The 20,709-nt window shown below is 67.6% G+C and carries 22 protein-coding genes; 13 read left to right on the top strand and 9 right to left on the bottom strand.

Annotation, left to right across the window (positions count from 1 at the left end; translation table 11 throughout):
* Window positions 1–10 precede the first annotated feature (10 nt).
* The 5 genes from KW835_RS22410 to KW835_RS22430 all read left to right on the top strand — a co-directional run bounded on the left by KW835_RS22410 (window position 11) and on the right by KW835_RS22430 (window position 5,962).
* On the top strand, window positions 11–1,003 hold the full coding sequence (locus tag KW835_RS22410; protein ID WP_218386556.1) for a threo-3-hydroxy-L-aspartate ammonia-lyase: 993 nt from the start codon (window positions 11–13) through the stop codon (window positions 1,001–1,003).
* A 152-nt stretch (window positions 1,004–1,155) separates the two neighbouring features.
* Window positions 1,156–1,800, top strand: coding sequence for a uracil phosphoribosyltransferase (upp, locus tag KW835_RS22415; protein ID WP_218386558.1), 645 nt, complete (start codon window positions 1,156–1,158; stop codon window positions 1,798–1,800).
* Between the two features lie 247 nt (window positions 1,801–2,047).
* Window positions 2,048–3,058, top strand: coding sequence for a BMP family protein (locus tag KW835_RS22420; protein WP_218386560.1), 1,011 nt, complete (start codon window positions 2,048–2,050; stop codon window positions 3,056–3,058).
* Between the two features lie 212 nt (window positions 3,059–3,270).
* Window positions 3,271–4,257, top strand: coding sequence for a 5'-methylthioadenosine/S-adenosylhomocysteine nucleosidase (locus KW835_RS22425; protein WP_218386561.1), 987 nt, complete (start codon window positions 3,271–3,273; stop codon window positions 4,255–4,257).
* 118 nt (window positions 4,258–4,375) lie between these two features.
* Entirely contained in the window at window positions 4,376–5,962 is a 1,587-nt protein-coding gene (locus KW835_RS22430; protein WP_218386563.1) for an ABC transporter ATP-binding protein, read from the top strand.
* A gap of 43 nt (window positions 5,963–6,005) precedes the next feature.
* Here KW835_RS22430 and KW835_RS22435 read toward each other — a convergent pair whose 3' ends face one another.
* A complete protein-coding gene (locus KW835_RS22435; protein WP_218386565.1) occupies window positions 6,006–6,527 on the bottom strand; it encodes a hypothetical protein in 522 nt (173 codons plus the stop codon).
* Between the two features lie 93 nt (window positions 6,528–6,620).
* Between KW835_RS22435 and KW835_RS22440 the strand changes: the two genes are divergently transcribed.
* The 5 genes from KW835_RS22440 (at window position 6,621) to KW835_RS22460 (ending at window position 10,504) form a co-directional block, all read left to right on the top strand.
* Complete coding sequence (locus tag KW835_RS22440) at window positions 6,621–7,682, top strand: ABC transporter permease (RefSeq protein WP_218386567.1); 1,062 nt, start codon at window positions 6,621–6,623, stop codon at window positions 7,680–7,682.
* Between the two features lie 102 nt (window positions 7,683–7,784).
* The gene (locus tag KW835_RS22445; RefSeq protein WP_218386569.1) at window positions 7,785–8,708 is read left to right on the top strand and encodes an ABC transporter permease; all 924 of its coding nucleotides are present in this window, start codon (window positions 7,785–7,787) and stop codon (window positions 8,706–8,708) included.
* On the top strand, window positions 8,709–9,347 hold the full coding sequence (locus KW835_RS22450) for a LysE family translocator (RefSeq protein ID WP_218386576.1): 639 nt from the start codon (window positions 8,709–8,711) through the stop codon (window positions 9,345–9,347). It begins immediately after the preceding gene.
* Between the two features lie 3 nt (window positions 9,348–9,350).
* Window positions 9,351–10,010, top strand: a complete 660-nt coding sequence (locus tag KW835_RS22455; protein WP_339385467.1) for a DUF4230 domain-containing protein — start codon at window positions 9,351–9,353, stop codon at window positions 10,008–10,010.
* Complete coding sequence (locus KW835_RS22460) at window positions 10,007–10,504, top strand: hypothetical protein (RefSeq protein ID WP_339385468.1); 498 nt, start codon at window positions 10,007–10,009, stop codon at window positions 10,502–10,504. Before KW835_RS22455 ends, KW835_RS22460 begins: the two co-directional genes overlap by 4 nt.
* A 33-nt stretch (window positions 10,505–10,537) precedes the next feature.
* On the opposite strand, the gene KW835_RS22465 is transcribed toward KW835_RS22460, so the two are convergent.
* From KW835_RS22465 to KW835_RS22480, 4 genes are all read right to left on the bottom strand, one after another.
* Window positions 10,538–11,704, bottom strand: coding sequence for an ABC transporter substrate-binding protein (locus KW835_RS22465; RefSeq protein WP_218386577.1), 1,167 nt, complete (start codon window positions 11,702–11,704; stop codon window positions 10,538–10,540).
* A gap of 165 nt (window positions 11,705–11,869) precedes the next feature.
* Entirely contained in the window at window positions 11,870–12,595 is a 726-nt protein-coding gene (locus tag KW835_RS22470; RefSeq protein WP_218386578.1) for an NAD-dependent deacylase, read from the bottom strand.
* 96 nt (window positions 12,596–12,691) lie between these two features.
* Window positions 12,692–13,438 carry a 23S rRNA (guanosine(2251)-2'-O)-methyltransferase RlmB gene (gene rlmB, locus KW835_RS22475; RefSeq protein ID WP_218386580.1) on the bottom strand — a complete coding sequence of 249 codons (747 nt, stop codon included), beginning with the start codon at window positions 13,436–13,438 and terminating at the stop codon, window positions 12,692–12,694.
* Between the two features lie 90 nt (window positions 13,439–13,528).
* Window positions 13,529–14,245 (bottom strand): ABC transporter ATP-binding protein, encoded by a 717-nt coding sequence (locus KW835_RS22480; protein ID WP_218386581.1) that lies wholly within the window; start codon window positions 14,243–14,245, stop codon window positions 13,529–13,531.
* A 15-nt stretch (window positions 14,246–14,260) separates the two neighbouring features.
* On the opposite strand from KW835_RS22480, the gene KW835_RS22485 reads away from it, so the two are divergent.
* A complete protein-coding gene (locus KW835_RS22485) occupies window positions 14,261–14,956 on the top strand; it encodes an arylesterase (protein WP_218386583.1) in 696 nt (231 codons plus the stop codon).
* Between the two features lie 16 nt (window positions 14,957–14,972).
* Here KW835_RS22485 and KW835_RS22490 read toward each other — a convergent pair whose 3' ends face one another.
* From KW835_RS22490 to KW835_RS22505, 4 genes are all read right to left on the bottom strand, one after another.
* Window positions 14,973–15,158, bottom strand: a complete 186-nt coding sequence (locus KW835_RS22490; protein WP_218386584.1) for a hypothetical protein — start codon at window positions 15,156–15,158, stop codon at window positions 14,973–14,975.
* A gap of 50 nt (window positions 15,159–15,208) precedes the next feature.
* A complete protein-coding gene (locus KW835_RS22495) occupies window positions 15,209–16,069 on the bottom strand; it encodes a DUF2189 domain-containing protein (protein ID WP_218386586.1) in 861 nt (286 codons plus the stop codon).
* A gap of 114 nt (window positions 16,070–16,183) precedes the next feature.
* On the bottom strand, window positions 16,184–17,428 hold the full coding sequence (locus tag KW835_RS22500; protein WP_218386664.1) for a PLP-dependent transferase: 1,245 nt from the start codon (window positions 17,426–17,428) through the stop codon (window positions 16,184–16,186).
* Between the two features lie 100 nt (window positions 17,429–17,528).
* On the bottom strand, window positions 17,529–18,020 hold the full coding sequence (locus KW835_RS22505; RefSeq protein ID WP_218386587.1) for a BON domain-containing protein: 492 nt from the start codon (window positions 18,018–18,020) through the stop codon (window positions 17,529–17,531).
* A gap of 145 nt (window positions 18,021–18,165) precedes the next feature.
* Between KW835_RS22505 and KW835_RS22510 the strand changes: the two genes are divergently transcribed.
* Window positions 18,166–19,851 carry a SulP family inorganic anion transporter gene (locus KW835_RS22510; RefSeq protein WP_218386589.1) on the top strand — a complete coding sequence of 562 codons (1,686 nt, stop codon included), beginning with the start codon at window positions 18,166–18,168 and terminating at the stop codon, window positions 19,849–19,851.
* A gap of 82 nt (window positions 19,852–19,933) precedes the next feature.
* On the top strand, window positions 19,934–20,704 hold the full coding sequence (locus KW835_RS22515; RefSeq protein ID WP_218386590.1) for a GGDEF domain-containing protein: 771 nt from the start codon (window positions 19,934–19,936) through the stop codon (window positions 20,702–20,704).
* Window positions 20,705–20,709 lie beyond the last annotated feature (5 nt).

A 20,709-nucleotide genomic window follows, 5' to 3' on the forward strand; every position in this document is an offset into this window, starting at 1 on the left:
GGACGCCACCATGACAGTGACCAGCCTGCCTCTCCCCACCTACCACGACGTGGCCGCCGCAGCCGAGCGGCTCGCAGGCGTCGCGCACCACACGCCCGTGATGCGCTGCACCACCATCGACGAGCAGTTGGGCGCAAAGCTGTTCTTCAAGTGCGAGAACCTGCAGCGCACCGGCGCCTTCAAGTTCCGCGGGGCCTACAACGCACTGGCCCAGTTCACCGATGCGCAGCGTGAAGGCGGCGTGCTCACCTTCTCCGCCGGCAACCATGCCCAGGCCGTCGCCCTGTCGGCACGCCTGCTCGACATGCCGGCGCTGGTAGTGATGCCAGAGGATGCAGCGGTCTCCAAGATGACGGCCACGCGCGACTTCGGCGCCCAGGTCGTCACCTACAACCGCCACACCGAAGACCGCGAAGCCATCAGCCGCCAGCTTGCACGCGAGCGCGGCATGACGCTGGTGCCGCCGTTCGACCACCCCCATGTCATTGCCGGCCAGGGCACCGCCGCGCTGGAGTTGCTGCAGGAGGTGCCCGACCTCGACTACCTCTTCATCAGCCTGGGCGGTGGCGGCCTGCTGTCGGGCGCGCTGCTCGCGGCGCAAGTGCTGGCACCGCGGTGCAAGGTCATCGGCGTGGAGCCAGAGACCGCCAACGATGCCCAGCAGTCCCTGCGCGCAGGGCACATCGTGCGCATTCCCCACCCGCAAACCATCGCCGACGGCGCCCAGACACAGTCGCTGGGCGAGCTCACGTTTCCCATCATCCGCGACCATGCCGAGGACATCATCACCGTGAGCGACGAACAGCTGATCGATGCGCTGCGCTTCTTTGCGGGGCGCATGAAGATCACCGTCGAGCCCACCGGAGCGCTGGGCCTGGCGGGGGTGCAGGCCTTTTCTGGAGAAGACAGCGGCGCCAAGCTGCTGCACGGCGAACGCGTGGGCGTCATCGTGAGCGGAGGCAACGTGGACCTGGCCCGCTACGCGCGCTTTCTGGCGGACTAGACCCCCGCTCCACCCGATGCGGCGGACCGGACCGCCGGTTTCACGGCGGCGTGGCACGTGTGCACGGCAGTTTCCGCGCACCATTGCGAAGGGAGGCGAAAATACAGCCACCGCCATTCATTCACCCTTGTAGAACCAACACAGGCCGCGCCATGAGCACCGCTACCAACAACAACGTCACCGTCATCACCCACCCCCTGGTCCAGCACAAGCTCACGCTGATGCGCCGCAAGGACGCCAGCACCAACAGCTTTCGTCGCCTGCTCGGTGAGCTGTCCACATTGATGGCCTACGAGGTCACGCGCGACATGCCGCTGCAGGACTTCGAGATCGAAACCCCGCTGGAAACCATGACCGGCAAGGTCATCGACGGCAAGAAGCTGGTGCTGGTGTCCATCCTGCGTGCCGGCAACGGCTTCCTGGACGGGATGCTCAACGTGGTGCCCGGCGCCCGCGTCGGCCACATCGGCCTGTACCGCGACCCCGCCACGCTGCAACCCGTGGAGTACTACTTCAAGATGCCCTCCGAAATGGAAGAGCGCGACATCATCGTGGTCGACCCCATGCTGGCCACCGGCAACTCCGCCGCCGCCTGCGTGGACCGCCTGAAAAAGCTCAACCCCCGCTCCATCAAGTTCGTCTGCCTGCTGGCCGCCCCCGAAGGCGTGGCAACACTGCAAAAAGCCCACCCCGACGTTCCGATCTTCACAGCCGCCATCGACCGCGAACTGAACGACCACGGCTACATCCTGCCGGGGCTGGGAGATGCGGGGGACCGGATCTTTGGCACAAAGTAAGGGAGCTGCCTGGCGCAGACACGCAGCCCGCGCCACCCTGCCCACGCAGCCAGCCACCCTTAGGGTGGCTTTTTTCATGGGCGCCACGCGCGCCGCACTGATTTTTACCACCTGGTGGCTTTCCTCTGGCAGACTGGCGCGCAGTCTGCCGCCGTGCTGGCACCGACTGGCGCGCTCCTTGCTTGGGAGCCAAGCATCCAAGCACCCTCTTGCTGGCCATTCTTTTCTGAACTGAAGGAACCCCACCATGACCACCCGCCGCATCTTCACCGGACGCCTGCTCTGCACCTCCATCGCCCTCTCAGCCGCATTGGCTATTGCGCCGTCGATGGCGGGGGCGCAAACCAAGCTCAAGGTGGCAGCGATCTACACGGTGCCTTACGAGCAGCAGTGGGTAAGCCGCATCCACAAGGCCCTGAAGGCCGCGGAGGCGCGGGGCGAGATCGAATACAAGTCGAGCGAGAACGTCTCCAACGCCGACTACGAGCGCGTGATGCGCGAGTACGCGACGGGGGGCAACCAGTTGATCGTGGGCGAAGCTTTCGCAGTGGAGGCCGCCGCGCGCAAGGTGGCCAAGGACTTCCCCAAGACGTCCTTCCTGCTGGGCTCGTCGGGCAAGCCCCAGGCGCCCAACTTCAGCGTGTTCGACAACTACATCCAGGAGCCCGCCTATCTGTCGGGCATGGTGGCGGGGGGCATGACCAAGACGAACAAGATCGGCATGGTGGGTGGCTTTCCCATCCCCGAGGTGAACCGCCTCATGCACGCTTTCATGGCGGGCGCCAAGGAAACCAACCCGAAGGTCGAGTTCACCGTGAGCTTCATCAACAGCTGGTTCGACCCACCGAAAGCCAAGGAAGCGACGTTTGCCATGATCGACAAGGGCGCCGACGTGCTCTATGCCGAGCGTTTCGGCGTGTCCGATGCGGCCAAGGAAAAGGGCAAGCTTGCCATCGGCAATGTGATCAACACCCAGGACAAGTACCCCGACACCGTCGTGGCGTCGGCCCTGTGGCACATGGAGCCCAGCATCGACCGCGCGCTCAAGCTGGTGAAGGAAGGCAAGTTCACTCCGGAGGACTACGGCCCGTATTCGATGATGAAGCACAAGGGCTCCGAACTGGCGCCGCTGGGCACGTTCGAGAAGAAGGTGCCTGCCGACATCGTGGCCAAGGTCAAGGCCCGGGAGGCCGACATCCTGGCCGGCAAGTTCACGGTGAAGGTGGACGACAGCCAGCCCAAGTCCACGGCAAAGTGAGCCGGCGCCGCGTGACGGTGGTGGACCACCCGCCACCGTCACGCACCGGGGGGGTGCACAGGCCCTTGCAGCCGCCCGCGCCTCATCAATAAAAAAGCCGACGGCGCCCTGCCCCGCAAGTGCTTGCTTGCCAGGGGCCTGCGTGCCTCTGCCACGAACTTCGCACTTGCGCTAGGCTGCAGCATTTGCGCCATCTTCACCAGGACTTGACCATGCCCTCTTCCCGCCGCACTGCGATCCGCACCACCACCCTCGCCCGGCATGGGCTGCGCGTGGTGGCGACGTTCGCACTGGCCGCTGCACTGGCAGCGTGCAGCACCGCGCCCAACCGGCCATCGGGGGCGTCGGTGGTGCAGCTCGATGCCACACCGCGCATCGCCGTCATCTCCGCCTTCGAGCCCGAGCTGACGGTGCTGCTGCCACAGGTGCAGCAGCCAGTGAAGCACCGCCTCAATGGCGTGGAGTTCACCACCGGCACCTTGTCGGGCCAACCGGTCGTGGTGTTCCTGTCAGGCATCAGCATGACCAATGCGGCCATGAACACCCAGCTGGCGCTGGATCGATTCAACGTGAGCCACATCGTCTTTTCGGGCATCGCGGGCGGCGTGAACCCGCGCCTGCACATCGGCGACGTGACGGTGCCCGCGCAGTGGGGCCAGTACATGGAGTGGCTGATGGCCCGCGAGGACAAACCCGGCCAGTACAGTGCCCCGGCGTGGATGAAGAGCGAGCTGACCCTGCCCTCCTTCGGCATGATGCACCCGCGCCCGGTAGAGGTGCGCAGCGCCGCGAACCCCGCCCTCACCAAGCAGTTCTGGTTCGCGGCCGACGCCCGCATGCTGGCCGTGGCGCGCAGCCTGGGCACCAGCGTCGCGCTGGACCATTGCCATGCTGACAAGTGCCTGAAGGAGCGCCCCCGCATGGTGGTGGGCGGCAATGGCGTCTCGGGCCAGGCCTTCGTGGACAACAAGGCCTTCCGCGAATACGCGTTCAAGACCTTCGACGCCAACGTGCTCGACATGGAGACCGCCGCCACGGCCATGGTGGCGCACAGCAATGGCGTGCCCTACATCGCATTCCGCTCGCTGAGCGATCTGGCCGGTGGAGGCGATGGCGAGAACGAGATGGATACCTTCATGCACCTGGCCGCAGCCAATTCGGCCAAGGTGCTGCAGGCGTTTCTGGCCAGCTGGAAGTGATGCCATGAACCTGGGGCGTGCACTGGGTGCCTGGAGCCCCTCTCCTCTCGCGCGAGAGGAGAGGGAGTGGCGTGCATTGAACAGGCATTGCGAATAACGCACACCATCGCACCCCACCATGCCCGACGCCGTCCTCCACCTGAAGAACATCACCAAGCGTTTTGGCAAGCTGGTCGCCAACGACGGCATCAGCCTGACCCTGCAGCCCGGTGAGGTGCTGGCGCTGCTGGGCGAAAACGGCGCGGGCAAGTCCACGCTGATGTCCATCCTGTTCGGGCACTACGTGGCGGACGCAGGGCACATCGAGGCCTTCGGCCAGTCGCTGCCGCCAGGGCAGCCGCGCGCAGCGCTGGCGGCAGGCATCGGCATGGTGCACCAGCATTTCGCGCTGGCCGACAACCTCTCTGTGCTCGACAACGTGCTGCTGGGCACCGAGCCTCTGTGGCAGCCCTTCTCGCGGCGCCGCGAGGCGCGGTCCCGGCTGCTGGCGGTGGCGGGGCAATTCGGTCTGCCTGTCAACCCGGATGCGCGGGTGGGCAGCCTCTCGGTGGGCGAGCGCCAGCGGGTCGAGATTCTGAAGGCGCTGTACCGGGGCGCGCGCATCCTCATCCTGGACGAACCCACCGCCGTGCTCACCCCGCAGGAGAGCGAGGCGCTGTTCGCCACGCTGGCACACATGGTGGCACAGGGCCTGTCCATCATCTTCATCAGCCACAAGCTGGCCGAGGTGCTGCGCGTATCGCACCGTGTGGCCGTGTTGCGCCAGGGCAAGCTGGTGGCCGAAGCCGCGACGCGGGACACGACACAAGGGCAGCTTGCGCAATGGATGGTGGGCCATGCGGTCCAAGCCGCAGAGCGCAGGCCGGCGCGCAATGTGGGCGGAGCGGTGTGCGAGCTGCAAAGTGTCAGCACCGCCGCAGAGGGGCAAGACCGGCTGCGTGATGTCTCGCTGACCCTGCGCGCGGGCGAGATCGTGGCCATTGCGGGTGTGTCGGGCAACGGGCAGGTCGCGCTGGCCGATGTGTTGTGCGGCATGCGCCGGGCCACGGCAGGCCAGGTCACGCTGCGCGGTGCACCGCTGCCAGCGCGGCCTGCGTGGCTGGTCAGCCAGGGCGTTGCCCGCATCCCCGAAGACCGGCACGCCGTGGGCGTGGTGGGCGATCTGCCCGTGTGGGAGAACGCTGTGTCCGAGCGCCTGCGCAGCCACTGGTTTGCGCAACCCTGGTTCAAAGGCTTGTGGATCAAGCGCCGCGCTGCCCGCGCACACGCGCAACGCCTGGCCGAGATGTTCGATGTGCGGGGCGGAGGGTCTGACACGCCGGCGCGTGCGCTGTCCGGCGGCAACATGCAAAAGCTCATCCTCGGGCGGGCGCTGATGCCTCCGCAGGACGCATCGCTGGCAGCACCGCATCCCCAGCTGATCGTGGCCCATCAGCCCACCTGGGGCCTGGATATCGGCGCGGTGAGCTTTGTGCAGCAGCAGCTCATCAATGCTCGCGATGGCGGTGCGGCCGTGCTGCTGATTTCGGACGACCTGGACGAGGTGCTGTCACTGGGCGACCGCGTGGCGGTGATGCACGCGGGCCATCTGAGCGAGGCACGGCCTGCCGAGAACTGGTCGCGCGAAGCCATCGGGCTCGCGATGGCGGGTGCGGGTGCGGGTGCGGGTGCGGGTGCACAAAGCCCAGCCGGAGACGCGCCATGAACCACGCGGAGCACAGCGCGCGCCACCCAGCCCCATCCGTGCGCTACTTGCCCGCGCCCTGGTTCGCCAGCCCCGCCAAAACGGAGAACACGGTCCACAGCCCCCCGGCAGCGCACACGTACAACGCGGAGGCGGTGCACAGTTCCCGCCAAGACAGCGCCCTCGTCCACCACACCCACAACAGCGCGGGCGCCAGCGCAATGGCCGCCAGCAGCGATGGCGGAAACCACCAGGCACTCGCCAGCAGGAAACACGGCGCCCACAGCACCACGCGGCTGCGCTTGAACACCGGCGGCCGCTCGCTGCGCCAGGTTCGCCACACCAAGGTGACGAATCCCGCCGCCAGTGCCAGAAACACCGCTGCCGAGACCCATCTGTCCCGCACCCTCGATGCCTCCTGCGCCGCGCGTTTTGCATCCAGCCATGCGTTGATCTCGGCGGTGCGCGCCAGCTCATCGGCCGTCGGGGGCGGCATCAAAACCGGCTCCGGGCTGTTGGCTGCCATGGCCGTCTGCCACGCCAGCAGCGTGGCGACCAAGGCAAGAATGGCGGCGAAGTGTTTCATGCAAGACGGGCGGCAAATACGGGCTGCGCGCATTCTCTGCCGCCCGCCTCTGGCGCACAACCACCGGCACCCTGCCAATCTGTCCACCGCACCATGCGCCTAGAAAAACGCAATCACACCTCCACCATCGCCTACTTGCTGGCGCCCGTGGGCGCGGTGCTCTTCACACTGCTCATCAGTGGCCTGCTGGTGCTGTGGGCCGGCGCGCCGGTGGCGCAGACCTATGCGCTGCTGCTGCAGGGCGCGTTCGGCTCGGTGTTTGCGCTGACCGAAACGCTCACGCGGGCTACGCCGCTGATCCTGACCGGGCTGGCGGCGGCGGTGGCGTTTCGGGCGCGGCTGTTCAACATCGGGGCGGAAGGCCAGCTCTATGCCGGCGCGCTGGCCGCCGTGGCCGTGGGTGGCATGCATGGGGGCACGGGGCTGGAATGGTCACCCTATGTGCTTTTCCCACTGATGATGCTGGCGGCTGCGCTGGCGGGCGCCGCGTTGTTGCTGGGCCCAGCGCTGATGAAGGCGCGGCTGGGGGTGGACGAGGTGGTGACCACGCTGCTGCTCAACTTCATCATGCTGCTGCTGGTGTCGGCCCTGCTCGACGGACTGATGAAAGACCCCCTCTCCATGGGCTGGCCGCAGAGCGTGGCGCTGCAGGGCGAGCTGGAGCTGTCACGGCTGGTACCGCAGACGCGGTTGCACACGGGGCTGCTGTGGGCCGTGTCGCTGGCGGTGATGCTGTGGGCGCTGCTGGCGCGCACGGTGCCGGGCTTCGACATCCGCGCGGCGGGGGCCAATGCGCGGGCTGCGGCGTTCGCGGGGGTCCCCGTCACGCGCACCGTGGTGCTGGTGGCCCTGCTCTCTGGCGGACTGGCGGGCCTGGCGGGGGCCATCGAGGTGGCTGGCCGAACCGGCTATGTCACGCTGGACATGTCGCCGGGCTACGGCTACAGCGGCATCGTGATCGCCATGCTGGCCGGGCTGAACCCGCTGGGCGTGGTGGCGGCGGGGGTTTTTGTGGCCGGCGTGCTGGTGGGGGCCGACAGCATGAGCCGTGCGGTGGGCGTACCCACCTACATGGCGGACGTGATCGTGGCCACCTCGCTGATCGCAGTGCTGGTGGCGGGGCTCCTCACGCAGTACCGGGTTCGGTGGAAATGAACCCGTCATGAACTCAAAATTTGAACAAAAAGTGCCTCCACCGCTTGCCTATACAGCGCAGACAGCTACTTATTTCATAGCAACCACCCGGAGAGCAGCCCCATGACCGAACTGCTCGACATCCTCGCCAACCCCGCGTTCTGGATCGCGACCCTGCGCGTGGCCACGCCGCTCATCCTGGGCACGCTGGGCGTGCTGCTGTGCGAACGTGCGGGCGTGCTCAACCTGGGAATCGAAGGGATCATGGTGGCGGGTGCGTTCACCGGCTGGCTCACGGTGTATGCCGGGAACGGTCTGTGGACGGGTGTACTGGTGGCGGCGCTCACGGGCGCTGTGTTCGGACTGCTGCATGCCTGGCTGACGGTGGGCCTGGCGCTCTCGCAGCACGTGTCGGGCCTGGGGATCACGCTGCTGGCCACCGCGCTCAGCTACTTCGGCTACCGCGTGAGCTTCCCGAAGGTGACCACGCCGCCCACCATCGAGCCGTTTGCGCCCATGCAGTGGCTGGGCCTGCCCATCCTGTCGGCGCAGACGCCGCTCACTCTGCTGGCGCTGCTGCTGGTGCCGCTTCTGGCCTGGGCGCTGATGCGCACCCCGCTGGGCCTGGCCGTGCGCATGGTGGGCGAGAACCCGCAGGCGGCCGAGGGCCAGGGCATTCCGGTGGCGGCGACACGCACCGGCGCCATCGTGGCGGGCTCGGCGCTGATGGGGGTGGCGGGCGCGTTTCTCACGCTGTCGGCGTTCAACGCGTTCTTCTTCAACATGGTGAACGGGCGCGGCTGGATCTGCGTGGCGCTGGTGGTGTTTGCCTCGTGGCGGCCAGGCAAGGCGCTGCTGGGCGCGCTGCTGTTCGCCTTCTTCGACGCGCTGCAGTTGCGGTTGCAGCAGGCGGGCGATGCGTGGCTGCCTTACCAGGTCTACCTGATGCTGCCGTACGTGCTGTCCATCGTGGCGCTGGTGCTGGTGGCGCGCAAGGCGGCGTATCCTCAGGCACTGATGAAGCCCTACCGCAAAGGAGAACGCTGAATGCCGACCCTGCAGACACTGCTGATGTTCGCCGCCGCCTCGCTGGCGCTGGCCGTGATCCCCGGCCCCACGATGCTGCTGGCGCTGTCCAACGGCATGGCCGGCGGCATGCGCCGCGCGGCCTGGGGCATGGCGGGCGCGGGGCTGGGGGCGGGCATCCTGATCGCCGTGGTGGCCGTGGGCCTGGGCTCGCTGCTCAATGCATCGGCCACGCTGTTCAACGTGGTGCGCATTGCCGGCGTGCTCTACCTGCTGTGGCTGGCCGTGCAACTGTGGCGCAGCCCGCCGGTGGACATGCAAACGGCCCTCGCCCAGGTGCCGGGCCGGCAGGCCGTGGGGCGCGCGGCCTTTGTGCGCAGCCTGGGCGTGGCGCTGTCCAACCCCAAGACGCTGTTGTTCTTTGCGGCCTTTCTGCCGCAGTTCGTTAACCCAGCGCAACCGCAGGCGCTGCAGTACGCCGTGCTGGGCTCTCTCTTCGTGGGGCTCGACACCCTCGTCATGGTGGCCTATGCCGCCGCAGGGTGGCAGGCCGTGCGGTGGCTGTCGCAGCGCGGGCTGCGCTGGCTCAACCGCAGCTGTGCGGTGGGCATGGGCGTGCTGGCCGCATTGCTGGCGGGCTACCGGCGCCACGGCGCCTGAACCGTGGCGGAGCCTGTCATCTCCACGCAGCCCCGCACACCGATGGCCGCGGCCATCGCCGGTGCGGCCCTGGGCGCCGTACTGGGAGGCCTGGGCCTGTGGCTGGTGCTGTACAACAAGCCTGCGGCGCCCCTGCCCCCGCCGGCCCTGCTGGCGCTGGAGGACATGGGCCACCTGGTCTCGGTCAAGGTGCGGTATGCCAACGTCATCGAGTTCACGCAGAAGATCACGCAGGGCATTCCCTGGACGCAGTGGGAGCTGCGGCTGGGCGGCACGCAGGTGCTGCTGGTGGCACGCGGCGACTGCCTGGTAGGCGCCGACATGCGGCAGGCGCGGTATGACGCGGTGGACCCCGCGGCCCGCACCGCAGTGCTGTTGCTGCCCGCGCCCACCACGCTGTCGGCCCGGGTGGACCATGCCCCGCGCGAGCAGGGCGGCTCCTACTTCTACGCCGTGCAGGGCACGGGCATCGAACCGCTGATTCCGGGCTCGGCCAATCGCACGCAGGCCATCGACGCGGCCCTGCAGCGCGCGCAGCAGGATGTGGAGCGTACCTGCGAGGCCGCCAGCACCGTGGCCACGGCCAAGGAGAACGCCGAGGCAGTGCTCAAGCCCCTGTTCTCTGCCACCGGGTGGACGGTACAGGTCCGCTGGCAATCGTGAGCAAGCCCGTGCCGAGCCCTGCGCTGCCCCGATGTCTGGCCGTCGTTTGCGGCAGCGTGGCGTGGGTTCTTGCCGTGGCAGGCAATGCGCATGCGCTGGGCACCGACATGCCCTACAGCGCGTTCGCCACGGCGCCGGATGTGGACTGGCTGCAGGTATGCGGCGAATGGCCGGCGCCGCCCGCGCGGGACGGGAGCCAACGGGGCACGTACCGCATCGTCCATGCCAGCCGGTACGCGCAGTCGTTCCTGTTCGTGCAATGGCTGCGGCATGACGACACCGACAGCGCGCAAGAAGTCAAGACGCTAGGCGTGCCCGCGCTCAACAACGACCACGCCGCCATCTCACTGAGCCAGATGCGCTGCCAGGCCACGCCCCGGGGCATCCGCCTGACGGCCCGGGCCGCCTCGGGGCACGACGGCTCCGTCTTTCGCATCACCATCGACGCAGGGCACAAGCCCGGCGACCTGCGCTATCGCAGCACGGGCAGGTAGCACGGCCGCCTGCCCGGACACGCAAGGCAAAGGTCAGCTGATCCGCCGCCCGTTCTCCGCGTACACCGCCAGGTAGATCGCGTCCGACCCGATGTAAGGGGCCTTGTTGCCAAAGCCCACGTTGAAGTCGCCGAACGACAGCGAGCGGATGCCTGCCAGGCCAGCGCGCAGGCGCTCGCGCGTGAGGTCCTTGCCCGCGTTCTTCAGGCCTTCGATCATGATCTGGCCGTTGAACCAGCCTTCGAGCGCGCTGCCGCTGTTCAGGTAGGCCGCTTCGGCGCCCACGGCCTTCATGGTGGTCTGGAACTTGCGCACCGCCACCGATTTCTGCGAATTGGCGTCCGGGAACACCTGCACCAGCGCCAGGCCGCGCGTGGAGGCCGCGAGCTTGGGCATCTCGGAGGCGATCACCGTGACCGATAGGCCCGCCAGCGGCACGCCCTGCGCCTTGGCGCGGAAGGCCTGCACAAAGGCGGTATTGGCCGTGCCGGTGGTGGCCAGCAGCACCGCACCTGGACGCTCGGCAGCCACCTTGTCGGCCAGCTCGGCACCGTTCTTGCCGTCCACCGCCAGCGCGAACTCGCCCCCGCGCTCGACCTTGATCTCATCGAGCGCTGTGGACATGTCCTTGAGCACTTCCTTGCCGAAAGGGTTGTCAAGGTACACCACGGCAATGCGCTTGAGGCCCATGTCCACGATCTGCTTGACCAGGCGCTGCGTCTCTTCGCGGTAGCTCGGGCGCAGGAAGAACACATGGCGGTTGCCGGCCGCGCGCAGCGATGTGGCCCCCGTGACGGGCCCCACGGTGGGGATACCCTTGGACTCCACCAGCGGAAGGATGGACGCGGTGTTGGCCGTGCCCAGGGGCGAGATCAGCGCGAACACCGATTGCGCGTCCACCATCTCCGTCACGTTCTTGAGCGTGCGGGCGGCCACGTAACCGTCGTCCTTGACCTCCATGCGCACTTCGCGGCCATGCACGCCGCCGGCGGCATTCACCTCGGCAAACGCGGCCTTCATGCCCGCCAGCTGCTCGATGCCCGCCTGGCCCAGAGGGCCCGTCAGGGCAATGGAGCACCCCAGCGTCACCGACCGGGCCGTGAGCGCCTCTTCGGCCGCCATCGCGGTATGGGCCCATGCAGGAAGCCCGGTGGCAGCGACGGCCTGGGTGGCGCGCAGGAGGAATTGACGACGGCTCATGGTGTGAAAGACCCCAAGGTAGGCAGAAACAAAATGTGAAAAGGTGGCGCAGGCTACAGGCAAGGCCAGGCGCACCGTGTCAGCTTTGCGACAGAAAGCGGCGTTGCCGCCACGAAATGGCTAGGGGTTGCTCTCTAGCAAGGAGGGGGCGCCGTCCGCCCGATGTCAGCCCGCCAGCAGGTGCGGCAGCAAGGTGCCCGCAGCACCGCGCAGCACGGCGTGGGCGGCGTCGTCCAGCTCGCTGGGCGCCGGGTTGAGCACCACCACCCGCGCACCCGCCGCCCGGGCCTGCCGCGCCAGGCCCGCTGCGGGGTAGACCGCGCCTGCCGTGCCGACGACCAGCATCAGCGCGCACTGGTGGGCGGCTTGTTCGGCGGCCTCGAAGGTGGCAGAGGGCAAGGCCTCGCCAAACCACACCACGCCAGGGCGCACCAGGTTGCCGCAGCGGTCGCAGTACGGCGGGTGGCCCGGGGCGGCATGCTCGATGCGGCAGCACGCCCGGGGGGCATCGAGCCAGCGGTTCTCGAAGATGCCGCCATGCAGGCACAGCACGCCGGTGCTGCCGGCACGCTGGTGCAGCCCATCGACGTTCTGCGTGATCAGGGTCAGCCGGCCAGGGTGGCGCTGCTGGAACTCGGCGAGCGCCTGGTGGGCGGCATTGGGGTGCACGCCGGCGAGCAGGTCGCGCCGGTACTGGTACCAGTCCCACACGCGCTCAGGGTGCGCGCGAAACCCCTCTTCCGTGGCCATGTCCTCGGCGCGGAACTGCGCCCAGTAGCCGGTCTGCGCGTCACGGAAAGTGGGCACACCCGACTCGGCACTGACACCGGCCCCCGTCAGCACCGCAATGCGCTGCGACTGCTGCACCCAGGACCTGGCGATATCGAGCATGTCATTCCTTTGCGACACGAAGCACTGGCTGGCCCATTGACAATCCCCTGCGCCTCAGGCCCTCAGCGGAAGGTGCCGCAGGCGGGCCAGCAGGGGTCACGTCCTTTGCCGCAGCGCCTCGTACAGGCACACGCCGCTGGCCACCGAGACATTGAGGCTTTCGACCGCGCCCTTCATGGGGATGCTGACCAGCTCGTCGCAGGTCTTGCGGGTGAGCTGCCGCATGCCGTCGCCTTCGGCGCCCAGGACCAGCGCCACAGGGCCTTTCAGGTCCACCTGGTAGATGGTCTTGGGCGCATCGTCGCTCGTGCCTATGCACCAGATGTTGCGCTCCTTGAGTTCGTTCAGCGTGCGCGACAGGTTGGTCACCATGAAGTACGGCATGGTCTCGGCAGCACCGCTGGCCACCTTGGCCACGGTGGCGTTGATGCCCACGGCATGGTCCTTGGGGGCTATCACGGCGTGCGCGCCCGCGCCATCGGCCACGCGCAGGCAGGCGCCCAGGTTGTGCGGGTCGGTCACGCCGTCGAGCACCAGCAGCAGGGGGTTTTCGACGCCGGCGGCTTCCAGGTTCTCGAGCAACTCATCGAGCGATGTGATCTGCGCCACGGGCTCGACGCGTGCGGCCACGCCCTGGTGGCCGTGGCTGCCCGCCAGCTTGGCAATGCGCTCGCTGTCGGCTTCGATCAAACGGGCACCGGCCTCGCGGGCGCGGTCGAGAAACTGGCGCATGCGGGCGTCGCGCCGCGTGACTTCGTAGTAAATCTCGATGACGGATTTCGGCGCGGTCTTCAGACGCACGCCCACGGCGTGAAAGCCGAAGAGAACTTTGGGGCTGGACATGCAGCGATTATCCGCCGCGACTGGATGCTATTTTTTCGATAGCTTGCAGCGCTTATGGATCAAGCGGTGCGGGCCAAAAACATCCGCAAATCAGGCAACCCGCCCGGCTTCGATGGTGATGCGCCGCTCGCACTGCGCCGCGATGGCGCGGTCGTGCGTGACCAGCACGAGGGTCGTGCCCTGCTCGCGGTTCAGGTCGAACATCAGCTGCATGATGGTCTCGCCGGTGGCGAAATCCAGGCTGCCCGTGGGCTCGTCGGCCAGCAGCACGGCCGGGTGGACCACGAAGGCCCGCGCCAGTGCCACGCGCTGCTGCTCGCCGCCCGATAGCACCTTGGGGTAGTGCGACAGGCGCTGGCCCAGCCCCACGCGCTCGAGCATGTCGGCGGCGGCCTTGCGCGCGTCGCGGCGGTTGGCCAGCTCCAGCGGCAGCATCACGTTTTCCAGTGCAGTCAGGTTGCCCATGAGCTGGAAGCTCTGAAAGACAAAGCCCACCTTCTGCGCCCGCAGCGCGGCGCGTGCGTCCTCGTCCATGGCGAAAAGGTCGTGCCCGTCCAGCCGCACGGTGCCGCGCGTCGGGGTGTCGAGCCCCGCGATGATGGACAGCAGCGTGCTCTTGCCCGAGCCCGATGCGCCCACGATGGCCGCCGTTTCCCTGGGTGCCAGGCGGAAATCGATATCCCGCAGAATGTCGAGCGTGCCCGTGGAATCCGTCACCGACTTGAACACGTGCTCGACGGCAATAATCGGTGTCGCAGATGGAGCCGCAGTGGCCGAGGCCACGGAAGATGAGAGGGGTTCGGACATGAAAGGCTTTTTACTTTGATCGTATTGACGCACCGGCGCCACTTTATCCTGAGCGCCACTCTCGGCCTTGCGGTGGGGATTTGCGCCCCTGCGGCATTTGCCCAGTCCTCCGCCAAGTCGCCTGTCGCCCCGGCGGTCGCCAAACCGCGCACGCAGCCACTGATTCTCGTGCTGGGGGACTCGCTGAGTGCCGAGTATGGCCTGGCCCGAGGCACCGGCTGGGTCGCGCTGCTGGAAAAGCAACTGGCTCAGGACAAGCTGCCTGCCACCGTGGTGAATGCCAGCGTGAGCGGCGAGACCACATCGGGGGGCCGCTCGCGCCTGATGTCGCTGCTGGGGCAGCACCAGCCCACCCATGTGGTGATCGAGCTCGGTGGCAACGACGCACTGCGGGGCTTGCCACTCAAGAACACCGAAGAGAATCTGATGTGGATGACGGAGGCCGCCCAGAAAGCGGGCGCCAAGGTCCTGCTGGTGGGCATGCAGGTGCCGCCCAACTACGGCACCGACTACGCCAACAAGTTCGCGGGACTGTTCGCCACGGTGGCGCAGGCCCGCAAGGCGGCGGTGGTGCCGTTCTTCCTGAAAGGCGTGGCGGATGGGCCGGACCCCACCCGCCTTTTTCAGCCCGACCGCATCCACCCGCGCGCCGAGGCACACCCGCAGATGCTGGCCAACGTCTGGCCAGAGTTGAAGAAGCTGCTGAAATGAAGCTTGGCGCCTGAACTCAAACGGCCGGGCCCTGCTGCTGCGCGTCCGGTGCCTGCTCGCCAGGCTCCTGGCCATCTTCTTGCTGGGATGCGCCTGGGTCGTCATGCTGGCGCTGCGCTTTGGCGCGGGCCTTCTCTTCCTTCTTCTGTTTCTTGGCCAGTTCGCGCTGACGCTTTTCGTATCCGTAGTTAGGTGTTGCCAAGATCGCTGCTTTCTAAAGTTGAAACCACTGTAACAGCATAGACAGCCGCCTCAGGCGGCCGCGAGGATTTCGCGCGGCGGTGCCACACAGGCCCGATAGGCATGCCAGCTTGCATGGCCGAGCAGCGGCCCGGCCAGCAACAGGGGCAAGCCCCACAGCCACAGCGACAGCCCGACGATGGCCGTGATGAGAGCGCCCCACACGAGCATCGCTGCCGGGTTCTCCAGCACCACGCGCACACTGGTGATGCCGGCGGTCAGTGCATCGGTGTCACGGTCGAGGATCATCGGGATGGACACGACCGAGGTGGAAAAAACCAGCGCGGCAAACACGCCTCCCACCACAGCGTACACCGCCACGAAGCTCCAGTTCTGCGGGTTGAACACCGCCTGCAGCACGCCGGTGGTCGAAGGCATTCCGGTGTTGAAGAACACCGCAAACACCACGAGCGATGCCCGGCCCCACAGCAACTCCAGCACCACAAGGACCAGCACGAGCATGCCCATGCTGCCCATGTGGCTGTCCCAGCAGGTGAGGGACTCGCTCAACTGCGGCGCGAGTCCCTCCTCCCGGCGGCGGCTGGTGTCGTACAGCCCCATGGCAAGGAACGGCCCCACCAGCAGACACCCGCTGGCCAGCGACATCGTGTACTCGGGCCGCGCGCGGAATACCCACCCGAGCACCATCGCCATGCCCCAGAAGCACGCCCCATAGAACACCGCGATGCCCGGGGCCGCACGCACGTCCTGCAGTCCCCGCAGCAGCCAGCGGAAAGGATCGCCCGGATGCAGCCGCTGCAGCGTGACCGGCCGGGCCGTCTCGCGCAACACGCGACCTGCGATCGCTTCTGCGTTCTGGGCTTCCGATGGCTCGGCCCCTTCGGTCACGGGCTTGGGAGATGTGGCGGTCATGCCACCACACTAAGCCTGCCGACGCAAAGATGCCACTGAGGAAACTACCACCCCGCCGCCCTGCGTTGCCGCGATGGGGCGCGGCGCGGCCAAGCGGTACGCAGAATGCACATCTCAGGCCGCGAATGCCCGGTCCATAGCCTGCAGAAGGTCCTGGCGCAGGTCCTGCACTGCCTCCAGCCCCACCGAAAAACGCACCAGCGTGCCTGGCTGCAGGTGCGTAGCGGCCTTGCTGCGCATGCTGGGCAACTCGTACGGCACCACCAGGCTCATGGGTCCGCCCCAGCTGTAGCCCAGCTTGAACAGGCGAAGCCCGTCGCAGAACGCATCAACCTGCTGCTGCGTGTAGCGCGCATCAAACACCACGCTGAAAAGTCCTGCCGCAGCGCCCTGCCCGCCCTGCGCTGCGCCGCACAGCGCTTTCCAGTGCGCGTGTCCGGGAGACTCTTCCAGCGCCGGGTGCAGCACCTGCGCCACCGCAGGTTGCTGTTGCATCCAGCGCGCCAGCTGGCGCGCGGCTTCATCGTGCGCCCTGTAGCGCAGGCCGATGCTGGGCAGCGCACGCAGCACGGCTTCGGCATCGTTGCCGGCCACACCGAGGCCCAGGCGCATGTGGGTGAGCTTGAGCTTCATGTGCAGCCCCGCATCGCGCGTGATCACGCTGCCCATGAGCACGTCGCCCCCGCCGCTGGGGTATTTGGTGAGCGCATGCGCCGAGATGTCCACACCCAGCGTGCCCTCGCCCTGCGTTCCGTCACCCAGCAGGTCGAAGGGCGAGAACGCCAGCCCGGCGCCCCAGGTGTTGTCGAGCGCCGTGGTCACGCCACGGGCGCGGCAGATGCGGACCTGCTCGCACAGGTCCGGGAACTCCAGGGTGACCGAGCCCGCAGCCTCCAGCCACACCAGCTTCGTGGCGGGCGTGATGCGCGCCGCCAGGTCCGCAGGGTCAAGCGCGTCGTAGAAAGCATGCGTGATGCCAAAGCGGCGCAGCTCGCCATTGGCCAGGTCCTTGTTGGGCCCGTAGGCGTTGTCGGGGATCAGCACCTCGTCGCCAGGCTTGAGCAGTGCCAACGCGACGTTGGCGATGGCCGCCAGGCCGCTGGGCACCAGAAGACACTGCAGCCCACCTTCAAGCGTGCACAGGCGTTCTTCGAGGATGAAGGTGGTCGGCGTGCCGTGCAAGCCGTAGGTATAGCCGCTCTTGTCCTTCCACTCGCGCGAGCGCATGGCCGCGACGGTGGGAAAGATGACGGTAGAGGCCTTGAAGACTCCAGGCTGTGGGGCAACGAAGTCGGCGGGCGGAAGGTAGTCGTGGTGGACGATGCGGGTCGCCAGTTGCGAAGGTTGTGCTTCTTTCATCCACCCATGGTAGCGCGCCGCGCGGGGCAGAAACCCCGGGCGGCGCGTGGTGCCTGGCATGCCAGCGGTCGCTGGCATTGCGCGAGTGCCTGGCGGTCGTTTAACTGGCGCTGACCACCAGCTGGTTGTTCACGGCGGTCACGCCGTCCACCGCCTTGGCGATGGTCTCGGCACGGTCCCGGGCCACGGTGGTCGGTGCTGGGCCGTTCAAGGTCACCTTGCCGTTGACCGTGTCCACGTTGATCTTCAGGGCGCTCAGGTCAGGGTCCTTGGCCAGGCTGGCGTTGACCTTGGCGGTGATGGCGGCATCGTCGATGGCGCCCTTGGCGTCGGTGGCGGCCTGCTTGGCAGAAGCTTCCGCATTCGCAGCGCTTTGCTCCATCTTGTTTTCGGCGTTCTGCATGGTGCCTTCAGCCTTCACGCGGGCCTCTGCGGCCGCCTGTTCGGTCTTTTCGACAGCGGAATCCAGGCGCTGGCCCACGGTGGGCTCTTCGTTCTTGCCGCAGGCCGACAGGCCCAGTGCCAGGGCGCTCACGGCCAGGATGCTGGCGATGCGGTGTGCGGGACGCAGGGTAATCGCGGTAGTGTTCATGGTCAGACTCCTTGGGTTGGGATATGGAACGAACTGTAGGCAGCTGTCCGCGCCGCCCGGGTCGGACGGAGCCGAACTGCATGTAGGACGCACCCGCCCGGGCCCGCAGGCCAAAACAGCCACCGCCAGGGGTGACAATCGCAGGATGTTGTCCACGTCCCTGGCCCGCTGGCTCCCGTTTCTCTCCTGGCCCCGCCCCGACCGCCACTTGATCAAGGGGGAGTTCTGGGCCGGCATGACGGTCGGCCTGATGCTGGTGCCGCAGGGCGTGGCCTATGCCGCGCTGGCCGGCATGCCCCTGATCACGGGTATCTACGCCTCGCTCATCCCGGCGCTGGTGGCGGTGCTGTTCAGTTCCTCGACCCGGCTGGGCGTGGGGCCCACCGCCCTGACCAGCCTGCTGATCGGCGCTTCGCTGACCGGCCTGGCTGAGCCCGGCAGCGCCCAGTGGGTAGCGATGGCGGCCTGGATGGCGCTGCTGTCCGGCCTGCTCCAACTGGTGATGGGCCTGGCGCGCTTCGGCTGGCTGCTCAACCTGGTCACCTCGCCCGTCCTCAGCGGGTTCACGCAGGCTGCCGCGCTGCTGATCCTGGGCTCGCAACTGGCATCGCTCACCGGCTTACGGGCCGATTGGGGGGCCCTGCTGTCCACGCCGTCCCCGGGGTTGTTCGATCTGACCGCAGCCGCGTTCGGCCTGGGCAGCCTCGCGCTGCTGGTGCTGGCACGGCGCTGGCGGCCCAACTTTCCGGCCGCCATCGTCGTGGTGGGGGCCGCTGGCGCGCTGAGCTGGGCGTTGGGGTATGCGGACGCGGGCGGCGCCGTAGTGGGCGCGCTGCCGTCCGGCCTGCCGGCGCCTTACTGGCCTGGCGCCCTGCCCTGGTCAGGGTTCGGCGCGCTGGTGATGCCGGTGCTGGTGGTCACGCTGGTGAGCTTCCTGGAGACCGCGTCCAGTGCCAAGGTGGAGAGCCAGCGCTCGGGCGAGCGGTGGAACGAGAACCAGGACCTCATCGGCCAGGGCCTGGCCAAGATCAGCAGCGGGCTGTGCGGCAGCTTCGCCACCAGCGCGTCCTTCTCGCGCTCGGCCATCAACCTGTATGCAGGTGCCAAGAGCGGCTGGGCGACGCTGTTCGCCATCGGCCTCGTGCTGGTGGTGCTGCTGTGGCTTACGCCCGCCCTGTACCACGTGCCCCAGTCGGTGCTGGCGGCAGTGGTGGTCACGGCCGTGACCAGCCTCATCAAGCCCGGCACGCTGCTGCGCCTGTGGCGCGTGTCCCGGGTGGAGGCGGCAATCGGCGGGGTGACCTTCGCCCTCACGCTGGCCACCGCGCCGCGCATGTACTGGGGCGTGCTGGTGGGGCTGCTCATGAATCTGAGCCACTTCCTGTACCAGCGATTGCACCCGCGCATCATCGAAGTGGGCCTGCACCCCGACGGCAGCCTGCGCGACCGCCACCTGTGGCACCTGCCGCCGCTGGCACCTCATCTTCTGGCGCTGCGCATGGACGCCGAACTCGACTTCGCGTCGGCCAGCGCGCTGGAGCGGTGGGTGACCGAGCACCTGGCGGCCCATCCCGATGTGGTGCATCTGTGCCTGCTGGCCCAGCCCATCAACCGCGTCGACGTGACGGGCGTGGAGACCTTCGCGCAGTTGCTGGCGCTCATGCGCGGACGCGGCGGCACGTTGCACCTGAGTGGCCTGAAGCTGCCGGCCGAAAAGGTGCTGCGCCAGGCCCGGCTGCTGGAGCCGGGTTCCGGGCTGGCGATGTACCGCACGGACACTGAAGCGTTGATGGCCCTGCAGCAGCTCTCCCACGCCGAGAGCGGCGCCTGACGCGGGTTTTACCTATAACGAGGCCAGGCACGCTGCGGGCCGGGGCACTGGTACACTTGCCCAACTTTTCTTGCTCCGATTTGTGTCTGATTCTGCAGCCTCCCATCTTGTAGATCTGCGCGACCTCCGCCTGGATACTGCACACGCGCTGGTGGCCCAGGCCGGCGGCAGCGAAGCAGCGTTGCACCGGGACGTGCCGTCGCGTTACCTGCAAAGCCTGATCGACGGGCTGTGCGAACTCTCCCTGAAAGACCCGCTCACCGGGCTGGCCAATCGTCGACATTTCCGGGCCGTGCTCGAGCGGGAGATCGACCGCGTGACGCGTTCCGGCGAAGCCGCCCTGCTGCTCATGCTGGACATCGACCACTTCAAGAAGGTCAACGACACGCACGGGCACCTGGCGGGTGACATCGTGCTGCAGTCCGTGGCCCGCACCCTCAATGCCTGCGTACGGCCGATGGACACCCTGGCCCGCTACGGTGGCGAGGAGTTCGCCGTGGTGCTTCCGGCCTGCCAGGCCGGTTTCGGCAGCGTGGTGGCTGAGCGCATCCGCCGGGCGGTGGCCAATACGCCCATCAAGGTGTCCGGATCGGTCGAGCTGAACATCACCGTGAGCATCGGCGGCGCATTCGCGATGCAGTGGATCCGCTCCACCACCTTGCTGTGGACGGACCGCGCCGATCACCAGCTCTACCAAGCCAAGGAGGGTGGGCGCAACTGCATCAGCATCGAGGAGCAACCTGACAGCACCGTCAGTGCGGAAGAGAAAAGCCTGTTGTTCGGCCCGCTCTACACTCCTTCGGGCTGGGGCGACCTGCCCCCGCTGGATCCACCAACAGGCAGCGCCTACTGAAAGTT

It is taken from the genome of Acidovorax sp. sic0104, assembly GCF_019219095.1.
GTDB lineage: Bacteria > Pseudomonadota > Gammaproteobacteria > Burkholderiales > Burkholderiaceae_C > Acidovorax.